General features: G+C 69.8%; 14 protein-coding genes and 1 pseudogene. 13 read left to right on the plus strand and 2 right to left on the minus strand.

The window, feature by feature from the left end:
- Positions 1-117 precede the first annotated feature (117 nt).
- The 6 genes and pseudogenes from FDO69_RS26495 to FDO69_RS42275 all read left to right on the plus strand — a co-directional run.
- Positions 118-1,473, plus strand: coding sequence for an ABC transporter substrate-binding protein (locus FDO69_RS26495; RefSeq protein WP_104782371.1), 1,356 nt, complete (start codon positions 118-120; stop codon positions 1,471-1,473).
- A gap of 177 nt (positions 1,474-1,650) precedes the next feature.
- The gene (locus FDO69_RS26500; protein ID WP_199838321.1) at positions 1,651-2,556 is read left to right on the plus strand and encodes a carbohydrate ABC transporter permease; all 906 of its coding nucleotides are present in this window, start codon (positions 1,651-1,653) and stop codon (positions 2,554-2,556) included.
- Positions 2,553-3,455 (plus strand): carbohydrate ABC transporter permease, encoded by a 903-nt coding sequence (locus tag FDO69_RS26505; RefSeq protein ID WP_199838322.1) that lies wholly within the window; start codon positions 2,553-2,555, stop codon positions 3,453-3,455. The genes FDO69_RS26500 and FDO69_RS26505 overlap by 4 nt, the downstream gene beginning before the upstream one ends.
- A 46-nt stretch (positions 3,456-3,501) precedes the next feature.
- Complete coding sequence (arfA, locus tag FDO69_RS26510) at positions 3,502-5,022, plus strand: arabinosylfuranosidase ArfA (protein ID WP_104782373.1); 1,521 nt, start codon at positions 3,502-3,504, stop codon at positions 5,020-5,022.
- A gap of 103 nt (positions 5,023-5,125) precedes the next feature.
- Positions 5,126-7,168 (plus strand): RICIN domain-containing protein, encoded by a 2,043-nt coding sequence (locus FDO69_RS26515; RefSeq protein ID WP_104782374.1) that lies wholly within the window; start codon positions 5,126-5,128, stop codon positions 7,166-7,168.
- Positions 7,169-7,250: 82 nt separating this feature from the next.
- A pseudogene (locus FDO69_RS42275) lies at positions 7,251-7,547 on the plus strand (ribulokinase); the annotation flags it as partial.
- Here the strand turns inward: FDO69_RS42275 and FDO69_RS26525 are convergent.
- Positions 7,451-8,146: an MFS transporter gene (locus FDO69_RS26525; protein WP_324827523.1), complete on the minus strand. Its 696-nt coding sequence runs from the start codon at positions 8,144-8,146 to the stop codon at positions 7,451-7,453. The pseudogene FDO69_RS42275 and the gene FDO69_RS26525 overlap by 97 nt on opposite strands.
- A gap of 247 nt (positions 8,147-8,393) precedes the next feature.
- Between FDO69_RS26525 and FDO69_RS26530 the strand changes: the two genes are divergently transcribed.
- From FDO69_RS26530 to FDO69_RS26545, 4 genes are all read left to right on the plus strand, one after another.
- Complete coding sequence (locus FDO69_RS26530) at positions 8,394-9,137, plus strand: hypothetical protein (RefSeq protein WP_104782375.1); 744 nt, start codon at positions 8,394-8,396, stop codon at positions 9,135-9,137.
- 187 nt (positions 9,138-9,324) lie between these two features.
- The gene (locus FDO69_RS26535) at positions 9,325-9,942 is read left to right on the plus strand and encodes a sigma-70 family RNA polymerase sigma factor (RefSeq protein WP_167526690.1); all 618 of its coding nucleotides are present in this window, start codon (positions 9,325-9,327) and stop codon (positions 9,940-9,942) included.
- 115 nt (positions 9,943-10,057) lie between these two features.
- Positions 10,058-10,282, plus strand: coding sequence for a heavy-metal-associated domain-containing protein (locus tag FDO69_RS26540; protein ID WP_104782376.1), 225 nt, complete (start codon positions 10,058-10,060; stop codon positions 10,280-10,282).
- A 139-nt stretch (positions 10,283-10,421) separates the two neighbouring features.
- Positions 10,422-11,156, plus strand: a complete 735-nt coding sequence (locus FDO69_RS26545; protein ID WP_104782377.1) for a DUF1775 domain-containing protein — start codon at positions 10,422-10,424, stop codon at positions 11,154-11,156.
- A gap of 100 nt (positions 11,157-11,256) precedes the next feature.
- On the opposite strand, the gene FDO69_RS26550 is transcribed toward FDO69_RS26545, so the two are convergent.
- The gene (locus tag FDO69_RS26550) at positions 11,257-11,802 is read right to left on the minus strand and encodes an HAD family hydrolase (protein ID WP_234388115.1); all 546 of its coding nucleotides are present in this window, start codon (positions 11,800-11,802) and stop codon (positions 11,257-11,259) included.
- A gap of 864 nt (positions 11,803-12,666) precedes the next feature.
- On the opposite strand from FDO69_RS26550, the gene FDO69_RS26560 reads away from it, so the two are divergent.
- From FDO69_RS26560 to FDO69_RS26570, 3 genes are read left to right on the plus strand one after another with little or no spacing between them, the layout of a single operon-like run.
- A complete protein-coding gene (locus tag FDO69_RS26560) occupies positions 12,667-13,113 on the plus strand; it encodes a hypothetical protein (RefSeq protein WP_104782379.1) in 447 nt (148 codons plus the stop codon).
- On the plus strand, positions 13,110-13,928 hold the full coding sequence (locus FDO69_RS26565) for a hypothetical protein (RefSeq protein WP_104782380.1): 819 nt from the start codon (positions 13,110-13,112) through the stop codon (positions 13,926-13,928). Before FDO69_RS26560 ends, FDO69_RS26565 begins: the two co-directional genes overlap by 4 nt.
- Before the next feature lie 38 nt (positions 13,929-13,966).
- Positions 13,967-14,488, plus strand: a complete 522-nt coding sequence (locus FDO69_RS26570; protein WP_104782381.1) for a roadblock/LC7 domain-containing protein — start codon at positions 13,967-13,969, stop codon at positions 14,486-14,488.
- The last annotated feature ends 32 nt before the right edge of the window (positions 14,489-14,520 follow it).

Raw genomic sequence — 14,520 nt, forward strand, 5'->3', positions numbered from 1 at the left:
TTCGACGCGGGGCGTCCTCGTGCCCGGCGTGCTCGGCACACCCGCACGTGCCTCCCCGCACATCTCCGTACCTCCGTCCTCCTGCCCTCTAGGGCACTCTCACCGTGGAGATCGCTCATGTCGTCCAGCAGAAAGCCCACGTCCCGTTCCCTTCGGCGCACCGCGGTCGCGGCCACCTCCGCCGCCCTCGCCGGCGTTCTCCTCGCGGCCTGCGGCTCCGGCGGCACCAGCGGCTCCGGCAGCACGCAGAGCGGTCCCGTGCACATCAAGGTGTGGGCCTGGTACCCGCAGTTCAAGCAGGTCGTGGCGGAGTTCAACAAGACCCACAAGGACGTCCAGGTCGACTGGGTGCAGGCCGGTGTGGGCCAGGACGAGTACACCAAGCTGAAGACCGCGCTGAAGGCGGGCCAGGGCGCCCCGGACGTCGTCATGCTGGAGTTCCAGGAGCTGCCGACCATCCAGCTCAGCAAGGGCCTGCTCGACATGGGCAAGTACGGTGCGAACGCCGACAAGGGCAACTACGTGGACTGGGCCTGGAAGCAGGCCTCCGACGGCGACCACGTGTACGCCATTCCGGTCGACGGCGGCCCGATGGCGATGATGTACCGGACCGACCTCTTCAAGAAGTACCACCTGAAGGTCCCCACGACCTGGGCGGAGTACAAGGAGGAGGCGGCCAAGCTGCACAAGGCCGACCCGAAGGCGTACATGACCGACTTCGGCAGCGACGAGACGGCCGCCGGCTGGCGCCAGGGCCTGATGTGGCAGGCCGGCTCCCGCCCCTACACCTACTCGGCGAGCAAGCTGCCGGACATCGGCGTGAAGCTGAACGACGCAGGCGCCAAGAAGGTGTACGACTACTGGGGCGACCTGGTCAAGAACAAGCTGGTCGACACCCAGTCGTACGCCACCACGGACTTCTACAACGGCCTCAGCACCGGCAAGTACGCCACCTACATCGCGGCCGGCTGGGGGCCGGGCTACCTCTCCAGCGTCGCCGCGAAGACCTCCGGCAAGTGGGCCGTCGCCCCGCTGCCGCAGTGGTACGCGGGTGACAACGCCCAGGGTGACTGGGGCGGGTCGAGCTTCTCGGTGACTTCGCAGACCAAGCACCCCAAGGAGGCCACCGAGGTCGCCCGGGAGCTCTTCGGCACGTCCCAGGCGGCCTGGAAGATCGGCATCGACCAGGCGTACCTCTTCCCGCTGGTCAAGCCGGTCCTCAACGGGGCGTACTTCCAGGACAAGAAGTACGACTTCTTCGGCGGCCAGCAGATCAACAAGGTGTTCGTGCCCGCCGCGAACGGCATCGGGACCTTCGACTGGAGCCCGTTCCAGGACTACGCCTACAACACCGACACCAGTGAGGTGGGCAAGGCCCTCCAGGGCAAGAGCGACTGGTCCGCCGTGAACGACAACGTCCAGAGCCAGGTGACCTCCTACGCGGCCAAGCAGGGATTCAAGGTCAGCAAGTAACCAGCCCGAATCCCCCCAGTCACCACCGCCCCCGCCGGCGCGCCCGCGCCCGACAGCTCCGCCACCGGCGGGGGCCCGCACGACGCGCAAGGAGAAGTGATGAGCCTGCTCCGACAGCAGGGATCCACCGCGATGGCACCGCCAAGTGTCACTCCCGCAAAGGGACTTCGCACTCCCATGGCGGGCCGGCGCCCCGGCGGCCTGTCCGCCAGCACCCGGCACAAGGGCATGGGCCTGCTGCTGGTCAGCCCGTTCCTCCTGCTCTTCCTGGCCTTCCTGGTGGCCCCGCTGGCTTACGCCTTCTGGCTGAGCCTGAGGACCTCCACCCTGGTCGGCGGCGACCACTTCAGCTGGTTCGCCAACTACCAGCAGACCTTCACCGACCCGCAGTTCCTGTCCGGCGTGCGCAGGGTGGCCGTCTTCGGTGTGGTGCAGATCCCGCTGATGCTCGGCCTCGCCCTGCTCGGCGCGCTGATCATCGACGAGGTGTCGAGCAAGCTCGCCAAGGTCTTCCGGATGACCCTGTTCATGCCGTACGCCGTGCCCGCGGTGATCGGCGCCCTGATGTGGGGCTTCCTGTACAGCCCGACCTTCGGCCCGGTGAACTCGATCAGCAACTCGCTGGGGCTGGGCAAGGTCGACCTGCTGGGCCACGGTCTGATGCTGACCTCGCTGGGCAACATCGTGACCTGGCAGTGGACCGGCTACAACATGATCGTCCTGTACGCCGCCCTCCAGGGCCTGCCTCGCGAGGTCTACGAGGCGGCGAAGCTCGACGGCGCCGGCCAGCTCCAGACGGCCCTGCGCATCAAGATCCCGATGATCTCCTCGGCGCTGGTGCTCACCCTGATGTTCACCCTCATCGGCACCCTGCAGTTCTTCACCGAGCCGAGGGTCCTGGAGAAGACCGCCTCCTCGGTGATCACCCCGGACTACACGCCGAACCTGTACGCCTACAACCTGGCGTTCCAGTACTCGGAGTTCAACTACTCCGCCGCCATCTCCTTCTCCCTCGGAGCGGTGGTCTTCATCGGCTCCTACTTCTTCCTGTTCGCCACACGCAAGAGGAGCGGACTGAAGTGACCACCGTCGCCGCACCCGCCGTAACCGCCGCTCCGGCCACCGGCCGCCGCCCGTCCGCCGCGCGCTCACGCGTCACCGTCAACGTGGTGATGGTGGCGATGATCCTTTACTTCCTGCTGCCGTTCTGGTGGCTGGTCGTCGCCGCCACCAAGGACAACGACGCGCTGTTCTCCACCGCCGCCCTCTGGTTCCACTCGCCGGGCGCCTTCCTCATCAACCTCCAGGAGCTGTTCACCTACAACGACGGCGAGTACCTGCGCTGGATGGGCAACACCGCCGTCTACGCGGGCGTGAGCGGGGTGGGTGCCACCGCCGTGGCGACCCTCGCGGGCTACGCCTTCGCCAAGTACCGCTTCCCCGGGCGGAACCTGCTCTTCTCCAGCCTCCTCGGCGCCATCATGGTGCCCGCCACCGCACTGGCCATCCCCACCTACCTGCTGCTGAGCAAGGTGGCGCTGACCAACACCATGTGGGCGGTCATCCTGCCCCAGCTGCTCAACCCCTTCGGCGTCTACCTGGTGCGGGTCTACGTGCAGGAGTCCCTGCCGGACGAGCTGCTGGAGGCGGCCCGTATGGACGGAGCCGGCGAGCTGCGGGTGCTGTGGTCGGTGGCGCTGCCGACCCTGAAGCCGGCGCTCGTCACCGTGCTGCTGTTCTCCATGGTCGGCACCTGGAACAACTTCTTCCTGCCGCTGGTGATGCTCAACAACGACAAGCTCTACCCGCTCACCGTCGGCCTGCAGTCCTGGTACGAGGGAGCGATGATCCAGTCCGGCGCCAACGCGCTGTTCACCCTCGTCATCGCGGGTTCCCTGGTGGCGATCCTGCCGCTGATCGTCACCTTCCTCCTCCTCCAGCGGTACTGGCGCGGCGGTCTGACCGTCGGAAGCCTCAAGTGAGCCCAGCCCTCCCTCTCTTTCTCGCGCACCTCCCGGAGCGACCTTCATGCTGCACGCCTCCCTGACCGTCGACCCCGCCTTCCGCGTCGCCGACGTGAGTCCCCGTACCTTCGGCTCGTTCGTCGAGCACATGGGCCGCTGCGTCTACACCGGCATCTACGAGCCCGAGCATCCGCAGGCGGACGAGGACGGGCTGCGCCGCGACGTCCTGGACCTGGTGCGCGAGCTGGGCGTGACCGCCGTGCGCTATCCCGGCGGCAACTTCGTCTCCGGCTTCCGCTGGGAGGACAGCGTCGGCCCGGCGGCCGAGCGCCCCACCCGCCTCGACCTCGCCTGGCACAGCACCGAGACCAACGCCTTCGGCCTGCACGAGTTCCACCGCTGGGCCCAGAAGGCCGGCGTCGAACCCATGATGGCCGTCAACCTCGGCACCCGGGGCGTGGCGGAGGCTCTGGACCTGCTGGAGTACTGCAACCACCCGGGCGGCACCGCCTGGTCCGACCAGCGGATCAAGAACGGCGCCCCCGACCCCTTCGGCATCCGCATGTGGTGCCTGGGCAACGAGATGGACGGCCCCTGGCAGACCGGTCACAAGACCGCCCAGGAGTACGGCCGTATCGCCGCCGAGACCGCCCGGGCCATGCGCATGATCGACCCCAAGCTCGAACTGGTCGCCTGCGGAAGCTCCAGCTCCTCGATGCCGACCTTCGGCGCCTGGGAGGCCACCGTCCTGGAGGAGGCCTACGACCAGGTCGACTACATCTCCTGCCACGCCTACTACGAGGAACTCGACGGCGACCTCGGCAGCTTCCTGGCCTCCGGGGTCGACATGGACCACTTCGTCGAGTCGGTGGTGGCCACCGCCGACCACATCCGGGCCAAGCTGCGCAGGAAGAAGCGGATCAACCTCTCCTTCGACGAGTGGAACGTCTGGTACAACACCCGTTTCGAGGCGCAGGAGAAGCCCACCGAGTGGGCCGTGGCCCCGCGGGTGATCGAGGACGAGTACAACGTCGCCGACGCCGTGGTGGTCGGCGGGCTGCTGATCAGCCTGCTGCGGCACAGCGACCGTGTCACCGCAGCCTGCCTCGCCCAGCTCGTCAACGTCATCGCCCCCATCCGCAGCGAGGCGGGCGGCCCGAGCTGGCGGCAGACCACCTTCCACCCCTTCGCCCAGGCGGCCCGGCACGCGCGCGGGACCGTCCTGCGGGTGGAGCCGGTCGCGCCGACGTATGAGACGAAACGTTTCGGCGAGGTCTCCGTCGTCGACGCCGTGGCCACGCACCTCGCGGAGGCGGACGGCGCCGACGAACTCGCCGTCTTCGCCGTCAACCGGCACCAGAGCGAGAACGTCGAACTCGCCCTCGACCTGCGGGCGTTCCCCGGCTACACGCCGGTGGAGCACTCGGTGCTGAGCGACCCCGACATCCGCGCCGCCAACACCCAGGCCGACCCCGACCGGGTCCGCCCGTACACCGCCGACACCGGTTCCGTCACCGACGGCCGCCTCACCGCGAACCTGCCGCCCGTCTCCTGGAACGTCATCCGGCTGCGCCGCGCCGGCTGACCCACCCCCTCGGACACCCGCCGTTCCACCCTGTTCCTCCTTCGCGGGGGAGCGGCGGGCCCCGCACCACCCCCTCTTCCCGGACGTTCTTTGGGAGCCGCCCATGTCCACCACCAGGGAAGGCGCCAGACTCCGCGCCGTACCCCGCACCCAAGCGCTCACGATGCTGCTGGCCCTGCTCGCAGCCGCCGTCGCGCTCGTCCTGCCGGCCTCCGGCCAGGCGCACGCGATCTCGCGCGCCTCGCAGACCATGTACACCCCGCCGTCGAACGCCCCGGCGCCCGGCTCGCTTTACCCGCGCGCCATCCGCCTGCAGAACAGCGGATCATCCAACGGCACCCTGCTCGCCACGTTCGAGCAGTACAGCTCGGGCACCCCCGTCTTCCCGATCTACCGCAGCACCGACAACGGCAACAGCTGGACGCAGATATCCAGCATCAGCGACACCCACAACGGCTTCGGCAACCGCTACCAGCCGTTCCTGTACGAACTGCCCACCCAGATCGGCAACTTCCCGGCCGGCACGATCCTCGCGGCCGGCAACTCCATCCCGAACGACCTGTCGTCCACCGAGCTGGACCTGTACGCGAGCACCGACCACGGCGTCAGCTGGACGTACGTCAGCTCCATCGCCAAGGGCGGCGAGGCCGACCCCACCAACGGCAAGACCCCGGTGTGGGAGCCGTTCCTGATGGTGTCCGGCTCGAAGCTGATCGTGTACTACTCCGACCAGCGTGACCCGAACAACGGCCAGAAGATCGTCCACCAGGTCTCCACGGACGGCGTGAACTGGGGCTCCGTGGTGAACGACGTCGCCACCTCGACGTACGGCGACCGTCCGGGCATGCCCGTGATCGCCAAGCTGCCCAACGGCAGCTACGTGATGACGTACGAGTTCTGGGGCGCCCCCGAGGGCGGCTTCGCCGTCTACTACAAGATCTCCTCCAACCCGGAGGCGTTCGGCTCCGCCACCGGCATCGCCCTCAAGGCGACCGACGGCACCCAGCCCAAGAGCGCCCCGTACATCACCTGGCTGCCCACCGGCGGCGCCAACGGCACCCTGGTGGTCAGCGCCAACAGCAGTGACGACCTGTTCCTGAACACGCAGAACGGTGCCGCGAACACCTGGACGCGCATCCCCTCCACCGTCCCCAGCGGCTACAGCCGCGGCCTGCTCCCGCTGGCCGACGGCCACAGCCTGCTCATCCTCAGCGGCGGCCACGTCGGCAGCGGCCTGAACCCGGTCACGTACGGCACGATCGACCTGGGCGGCGGCGTCTCCGACGGTGCCACCTACACCATGTCCAATGCCAACAGCCATCTGATGCTGACCATCGCGGGCGGCTCGACCACCAGCGGCGTCAACGCCACCCAGCAGAACGCCGACAACGCGAGCGACCAGAAGTGGAAGTTCGTCCAGCAGACGTCCGGCTACTTCAAGATCTTCAACGTGGCGAGCGGCAAGGTGCTGGGCGTGCAGAACCAGTCCACCGCCAACGGCGCCAAGGTCGTGCAGTGGGACGACAACGGCACCCTCGACCACGAGTGGGCCGTCGCCCCGAACCCGGCGGGCGGATTCACCGCCACCAACCGGATCAGCGGCAAGTACATGGAGATCCCCAGCGCGTCCACCACCGTCGGCACCGCCGCCGGTCAGTGGTCCGACACCGGCTGCGCCTGCCAGCGCTGGAACCTCACCCAGACCGCCCTGCCCACCCTGTCCACGGGCCAGTACCGGCTGGTCAACAAGAACAGCGGCAAGTTCCTGGAGATCCCCGGCGCCTCCACCACCGCGGGCAAGCAGGCGGGCCAGTGGGTGAACACCGCGAACAACTGCCAGCTGTGGACCTTCCAGTCGGTCAGCGGCGGGGCGTGGACCGTGAAGAACGTCAACAGCGGTCTGTACCTCGACAACAGCGGCTCGACGTCGTCAGGAGCGGCCGTCGTCCAGAGCGCGTCGTCGGGCGCGAGCTCCCAGAAGTGGACGCTCACCGATGCGGGAGGCGGCTACTACAAGCTCGTCAACTCCGCCAGCGGCCTGGTGGCGGACGTCGCATCCGCCTCCACCGCCAACGGCGCGCTGATCGTCCAGTCGGCGGACAACGGCGCCGATGACGAACTGTGGCAGGTCGTGCGGGTCAACTGACCCGCCAGGGGGCCCGGTCGCGGCCGGGCCCCCAATCTCTGCCCGGTATTCCGAACAGTGACTGACATATCGAACAAGAAGGATGAGGTCGCCCGTGTCTGAAGAACCCTGTGTCGTGGGCGTCGACTTCGGAACCCTGTCCGGCCGTGCCGTGGTGGTCCGAGTACGGGACGGCGCGGAACTGGCCTCGGCGGAGCACGTCTACCCACACGCCGTCCTGGACCGGCACCTGCCCGACGGCACCCGACTGCCCCCGGACTGGGCCCTGCAGGTGCCCTCGGACTACATCGACGTGCTGCGCAGCGCCGTACCGGAGGCGATGGCGCGGGCAGGTGTCCGGCCGGAGCAGGTCATCGGCATCGGCACCGACTTCACCGCCCCTCGGGGGATCCAAGAGGCGGGCTCGTAATTCGGCGGTGGGTCGGCGGGCAGCGTACGCGCCGCCCATGCCGCGGCCACCACGGCCGCCCATGCCGCGGCCACCACGGCCGTTCCCGCGGCCGCCCACACCGCGCCCCGCCAGCCGACGACCCCGGCCGGCGCGGCCAGTGGCAGCCCGGCGGCGAACGCGCCCAGCTGTACGCCCGACTGTTTCATTCCGGTCACCGAGCCGCGACGCTCGGCGGGAACCGCTGCCAGGATGGTCTTGTTCGTGGCGGGATTGGCCAGCGCCTGCGGCAGTCCGCCCAGGGCCACCGCGGCCAGGAGGAACCCCGCGCCGGGCGCGGAGCCGATCAGTGCCAGGGCCGCCGCCGACACCAGGAGCAGCGCGACGAGGCAGCGGCGCGGCCCCATCCGGTCCACCACGCGCCCGCCGACCGGTGAGAGCACGGCGGCCGCCCCGAGGCCGACCGTCGTGGTCAGACCCAGCACGGTGGGCGACACATTCAGGTCGTCCCCGAGCTGTGGCCCGAGGGCGCCGAGCAGGAACAGTTGCATCATCGAGAAGGCCATGGCGCACGTCAGCAGGGCCGTCATGGCCGTGGTCGCCCGCGCCGGGTGAACGTCGGCCGCGGTCCGGATCTCGTTCTGCTCCGCCGACACCGGCGCCCCTCCTCAATCCCCGGCGACTTCCCGGGTTCTCGACAGGAGTCGGCAGTAAGTTCCTGCGAGTTCCCGCCCGTTGTTGTGGCGTGGATCACAGGGATGGGATTGAGCCGGATGCCTGGGTCATGTCCGTACCCTCCCGTGACGCGTGAGACCCGAACTGCGAGGATGAGGCGCCATGACCGTTGGGTGGTGTTCTCGCACGCTCAGGGCCGCTGTGTTCGCGGCCGTCTGTGTGCTGCTCGCCTCCCTGGGGCACGTCATGATGTCGGGGACCGCGGTGCCCTGGTGGGCCATGGTCGCGGCGGCGGTGGCGACCGGCGGCACAGCCTGGTGGCTGGCCGGCAGGGAGCGCGAGCCTCTCCTGGTGGGCTCCGTCGTGGTCGCAACCCAGGCCGTACTCCACTCGTCGTTCGCGCTCGCCCAGGCTGCGGTACATCCGCAGACGTCCGACTTCAGGTCGCTCGTCCAGCAGTGGCTGGGCTACCTGCTGTGCGCTTCGCCGTCGGGTCCGGGCGCGGAGCACGCCGCCATGTCGACGTCCATGAGCTCGATGGGCTCCATGGACCATGCGATGGGCGCCATGCACTCCATGGGGTCGATGTTCCACATGGGGACCGCGCACTCCCTGGACCACGGCATGGGTGGCATGTCCTCGACCGGCATGCTCGCTGCCCACCTCCTCGCCGCGTTGTTGTGCGGCCTGTGGCTGGCCCACGGCGAGCGCGCCGCGTTCCGTATCCTGCGGGCTTTCGCCGGATGGCTCGTCGCTCCGTTGCGTCTGATCTTCCGGCTGCCCACGCCGCCGCACAGGCCACGTGTCCGCGCCCGCAGGGGCCGTTCGGATCGCGGGCCGCGGCGACTTCTCCTCGCCCACGCGATCACTTCTCGGGGTCCACCCGCGGGGATTGCTGTCGCCTGACGACAGCTGGTTTCCCGAGGCCGCACATGGGGGCGACGATCCGTCGGCTCCCCCGCCTCGGGCACCGGTCGCGCGTACACGCACGCCCGACCGCTCCCCTTTCACCGGTTCCGCCGTCCCGCTCGCTGCTTTGCGCGCGTCGACCCGGATACCGCTCCCCTGGATTCCCGAGAAGGAGAGACACCAGGTGCTCACTCCTGTCCTGTCCTCAGCGCGCGAAGCCTCGAAAGAAGAGTCGAGAGACGCGTCGATCACGGCCTGGGCACTCGCCGCCCGCAGCGGCGACCCCGACGCCGTCGACCTCTTCGTTCGCGCCCTGCACCGAGACGTCCGCCGGTACGTGACTTTCCTCGGTGCCGACCCGCAGAGCGCCGACGACCTGACCCAGGACACGTTCCTGCGGGCCCTGGGCAGTCTGCACCGGTTCGAAGGCCGCTCCTCGGCCCGTACCTGGCTGCTGTCCATAGCCCGCCGCGCGGTGGTCGACAGCATCCGCTACAGCTCGTCGCGCCCCCGTCTGTCGGACACCGACGACTGGCAGTCGGCCGCCGAGCGCGCCCAGCCGCGCGACCTGCCCGGTTTCGACGACGGCGTCGCCCTCGCCGAGCTGCTGAACGCGCTGCCGGACGACCGCCGCGAGGCTTTCGTCCTCACCCAGCTCGTCGGGCTTCCGTACGCGGAGGCGGCCAGTGTCAGCGCCTGCCCGGTCGGCACCGTGCGCTCCCGGGTCGCCCGCGCCCGCATCTCGCTGATCGAGTGGCTGGACGAGGCCGAGCGCCCCACGCCGGTGACCTCCGCGGCCTGACAGGCCGCGTACGTATGCCGCCGCCCGGTTCGTCCTCCGGGCGGCGGCAACGTGAACCGGCCTACCTCCAACCGAAGTTGCAACCGTCAGATTCAGAGAATCAGGAGCACTCGCCGTGGCTGAGAAGACCTACAGAGTGTCCGGCATGAGCTGCGGCCACTGCGCCGCGAGCATCACCGAAGAGGTGGTGGAAGTCCCCGGCGTCACTCAGGTCGATGTCGACGTCCCGACAGGGCGGGTGGCAGTCCAAGGAGAGTCGGTCGACGACGACGCCGTACGGGCTGCGATCACCGAGGCGGGCTACGAGGTGACCGCCGCCGCACAGGGCGCCGCAGCCTGAACCGTATGCCCGGCCGACCGCCCTCGGCCGGGCGTGTGCCTCCAGGCGGGCCGGGGCCGTCCACGTGCCCCGGCCCGGCTGCGGGACCCGCCCCCCGCTTACATACAGCAGCCCCTACACCGCAACTAGGGAGTTCCCCATGCACCGTCCGACCCTGGCACGCAGCCTGCACCGTCTCGGCGCCCTCACGGCAGCCGCGTTTGTGGTCACTGTCGCCACCGCGGGACCCGCCGCGGCCCATGCCGAGGTCGAGGCGAAAGGCGCCCGGGCCCTCGACCAGAACGTCGCGCTGACCTTCTCCGCAGAGTCGGAGTCCGGATCTGCGGGCATCACCAAGCTGGAAGTGATCCTGCCCGAGGGCATCACAGCCGGCGACATCACCTACAAGCAGGGCCCGGACGGCTGGAAGCTCGCGCCTACCAGCCGGGGCTACACCGTTTCGGGACCGAAGCTCGCCGTAGGGGAGGACGCCGAATGCATCGTCACCGTACGGCAATTGCCCGATGCCGAGTCCCTCGTCTTCAAGACCCTGCAGACCTACAGCGACGGCAAGGTCGACCGCTGGATCCAACTGGACGATGAGGAGAGCGGGGACGGCCACGGACACGGCCATCCCGCACCGCGCCTGGACCTGAAGCCGGCCGCGCCCGGCGCCAAGGAGGTCAGTCCCACGCCCGCCGAGGAACCCACCACCGCCTCCAGCGAGCCCATTGCCCAGTCGCCCGCCCCGGCTTCCTCGGCGAAGCCCGCGGCCGACGACGGCGAGGACGACGACGGCATGCCCCTCGCCGTGCCCATCGGTATCGGTGGAGCCCTGCTCGTCCTCGGCGGCGGAGCATGGTGGCTCAAGGGCCGCCGCGCCGGGCGCGCCTGACACCGGACGTCCGGTGAGCCAGGGCGTTCGGCTGCCGCTCCGGCTCGGGAGCAGCCCTTACGCCCTTGCCGGGTGGTCCGGGCGGGCTTGTCGGCCGTTTTCATGGCCGAGGGATCTGGGAAGAGGAGCCGTGCCGGGTGGTGCGGCCGGCCTCCTCGATGTCCAGGGTGCGCACGCATCTCGCGCCGAGCTTGGGCACGCTCTCAGCGAGGAAGGAGTCGTCGGCGTTGGAGAGGATGACCAGCTTGTAGTGCTCGGCCACCTTCTTCAGCGGCTCCACCACGTCCGGGTGGGGTCCCCAGCTGCGGACGCCGTCGGCGAACCGCTTGCCCGCGTCCGGGACTGCCTTGGTGCCCCACTTGCGGCAGACCCGCTCGAAGGAGTCCTGCAGCACCTGCTCGTAGGGGTAGTAACTGCTGCAGGCCTGGTCGTAGCGGTAGCCGCGGAACTCGCGGACGAACCGGTCCCACTGCTCGGCGGGGATCTGATCGCCGACGAGCTCGTAGGTGATGGGGGTGATCGGGTACTCGATCAGGGTGTCGTAGCAGTCGAACGAGACGTATGTCGGGCGATTGTCAATACCTTCAGGTCGGCGCTCCCTCGAACCACCGTCGCCCTGCGTCGTTGGCTGATGCGCAGCGGGCATGGATCGAGCCGTTGCTTCCGGACCGGACGCCGATGCGGGGTGGACGCTGGAGGGATCACCGAGAGGTGATCGACGCGATCGCGTTGAAGTTCCAGAACAGAACGCAGTGGTGTGCCTGCCGGAGAATCACGGGAACTGGCGCGGTGTCCACAACCGTTGCGGATGTGGGCCGTCGACGGCACCTGGGGGCGGGTGTTCACCGCGCTGACGGCCCAGGGCGACACCGATGAAGACCTCGACTGGGCGGTCTCGGTGGATTCCACGATCGTGCGAGCCACCAGCATGCGGCCGAGGCCCGCAAGGAGGGGCCCCCGGTCGGCGAGCCCGGCGACCATGCCATCGGACGGTCCTGCGGCGGGCTGACCGCGCAGATCCGCCTGGCTGCCGATGCCCGCTGCCGCCCTCTGGCGTTCGTCCTTGCTGCCGGTCAGGCAGGCGACGCACCGGCCTTCACCGAGGTCATGGGCGCAGGAGCCGATGCCTTGGTCGGCCGACATCGCTGGGGCGGATGCGGGACAGCGCGGGGCGAGGTCGTACAGATCGACCTGGTTACCCATCAGTAAAGGCGGCGAGTGGTCAGCATGAGTCCTGCTGAAGCCTGTGAAGGCTTGCCGAACCTGCGAATCGTCGCGGAGGTGCCCTGGTGTGCGTAAGTCGTGAAGGTGCAGGTCAGGGTGAGTGGCAAACCCCCCCTTCGATGCCCCGCGATGCATCCTGCCCGCTTCCGATCAACCCCGTTCGCCCCTCGCTCGCTTCCCTGCACATTCCTTTGGAAAATGCCAAAGCGTTCACCTGCGCCCACCACATTCCGTAGTGTCGTGCTCACGTTCGCGGGAACGGCCGTGCAGGGGGAGGGGATTCGGCGTGCCCGGAATCGACGAGAGTCTGCTGGAAGCCATGCGCTTGCCAGGTGCTCGAGGGGCGTCGGTGGTCGACTGGATCAGTGGTCTCGCCCTGGGCGCGGTGGGTGACGCACCCGGTGGCGACGCGGAGGCGACGGCTGCGGAAACCGCCGAACTCGCCCGCCTCGCCACCGAGAGCGGCGCCCTCGCCCTCACCGCACCGCCGGGTGACGGCACCGGCGCATCGCCCGGCGGCGCTCCTGGCGACCCCGACGGGCCGTCCGGCAAGGAACCCCCCGTACAGGACCTGATCATCACGAACGCCGACTCGTACCACCTGCTCAGGTTCGTCACGACGACCTTCGACAGCACCGTGTTCGTGCACTTATGGCTCGACCGCAGCGAAGGGAACCTGGCCCTGGCCCGCATCCGGCTGGCCGAGCTGACGGACCGGCTGGTGCTCGGATGACCACATCGACCCGGGCCCCGCGCACGGGCGAACCAGCCTCGGCCCTGCTGAGCACCCTGGCCGCGCAGGGGGCGACAGGTGCCCTGTCCACCGAGTCGGGGATCGTCTACCTCGCCACAGGGCACGTCGTCCACGTCGAATCCGCCGTCACACCCGACCTCGGCGACCTGCTCACCCACAGCGGTGCGCTCGCCCCGGACGGCTGGTGGGAGGCGATCGACCAGGCCGGGCGCCGCTGCCGCGTCGGACGGCAGCTGGTGGACAGCGGTCAGCTCCCTGTCGGCGCGCTGGAACTGTGCCACCTGGGCGCCCTCTTCGACGCGGCGTACTTCGTCCTCGCCCACGACGGGCCGGCTCTCCGGTTCCGACCCGGAGCCGCACACTGGCTCGGCGCGGTCCGGGCCGTCCCGGTGGACACCGTCCTGCGCGAGTCCAGACGCCGCCGCGAACTGCTGCACCGCATATGGCCCGAACCCGCCGTCGACCGCGCTCCTCTCGCCCGCGTGCCCGGCCCGGACGCCGCCGACCTGCCGGCCCGCCGCGGCCGGACCCTCGCCCAGGTCGACGGTGTCCGCACCGCCGCCCAGATCGCCACGGCCCTGGCCTGCCGAACCTTCCACACCCTCGTGGAACTCCGACGCCTCGCCGCCGCCGGGCTGGTGGCTCCCGTAGCCCCCCTGGTCGCCGCCCCCGCCCCGACCCCAGCCCCCGCGACCGTGTCCGCCGAGCCGGGCCCCCCTCCTCGTCCCACCGCACGGGACGAGCCCGACACCGCACTGCTGCGACGGCTCCTGCACGCCTTGGAGGCACTGTGATCCGCGCGCGAAGACAGCGTGCCGAAAGGAGACTGCTCATGGCCGTCGAGACCGACGTCCTGGACGAACTGCGTCGGCTCCGCACCCGCGTACCCCGGCTCACGGGCTCCCTCGCGGCCACCGTCGACGGACTCGTCCTCGCCCACGACGTGCCGGACACCGAACCGGAGGGACTCGCGGCGCTCACCGCCGCCGCCCTCGGCGTCGCCTACCGCATGACCGACGCCGCCGCCCGCGGCGACTTCCGTGAACTGCTGGTGCGAGGCTCGGGTGGCTACGTCGCCACCTACGCCGCCGGAACCACCGCCGTACTCACCCTCCTCGCCGAGGACCGCGTCAACGTCGGCCGCCTCCACCTCGAAGGCCGGCGCAGCGGAGCCCGGATCGCCGACCTGCTGGTCACACGCGTGGGCCCGGGAACCGGCCGCCACGCCGACCGGCCGGCGCCCGAAGAGCACCTCGCCACGGTGCCCCCGGCCACGGACCGGCCCATCGGCACCCTCCCGGTACGCACCCCGCAGCGGCCCACGCACCAGCCGCGCCCGCAGACCGGCAGCTGAGCCACCCGAACTTCCTGACCCCTCGAAGTGGA

Origin of the sequence: Streptomyces tibetensis (genome assembly GCF_007655005.1) — a bacterium.
GTDB classification, from domain to species: Bacteria; Actinomycetota; Actinomycetes; order Streptomycetales; family Streptomycetaceae; genus Streptomyces; species Streptomyces tibetensis.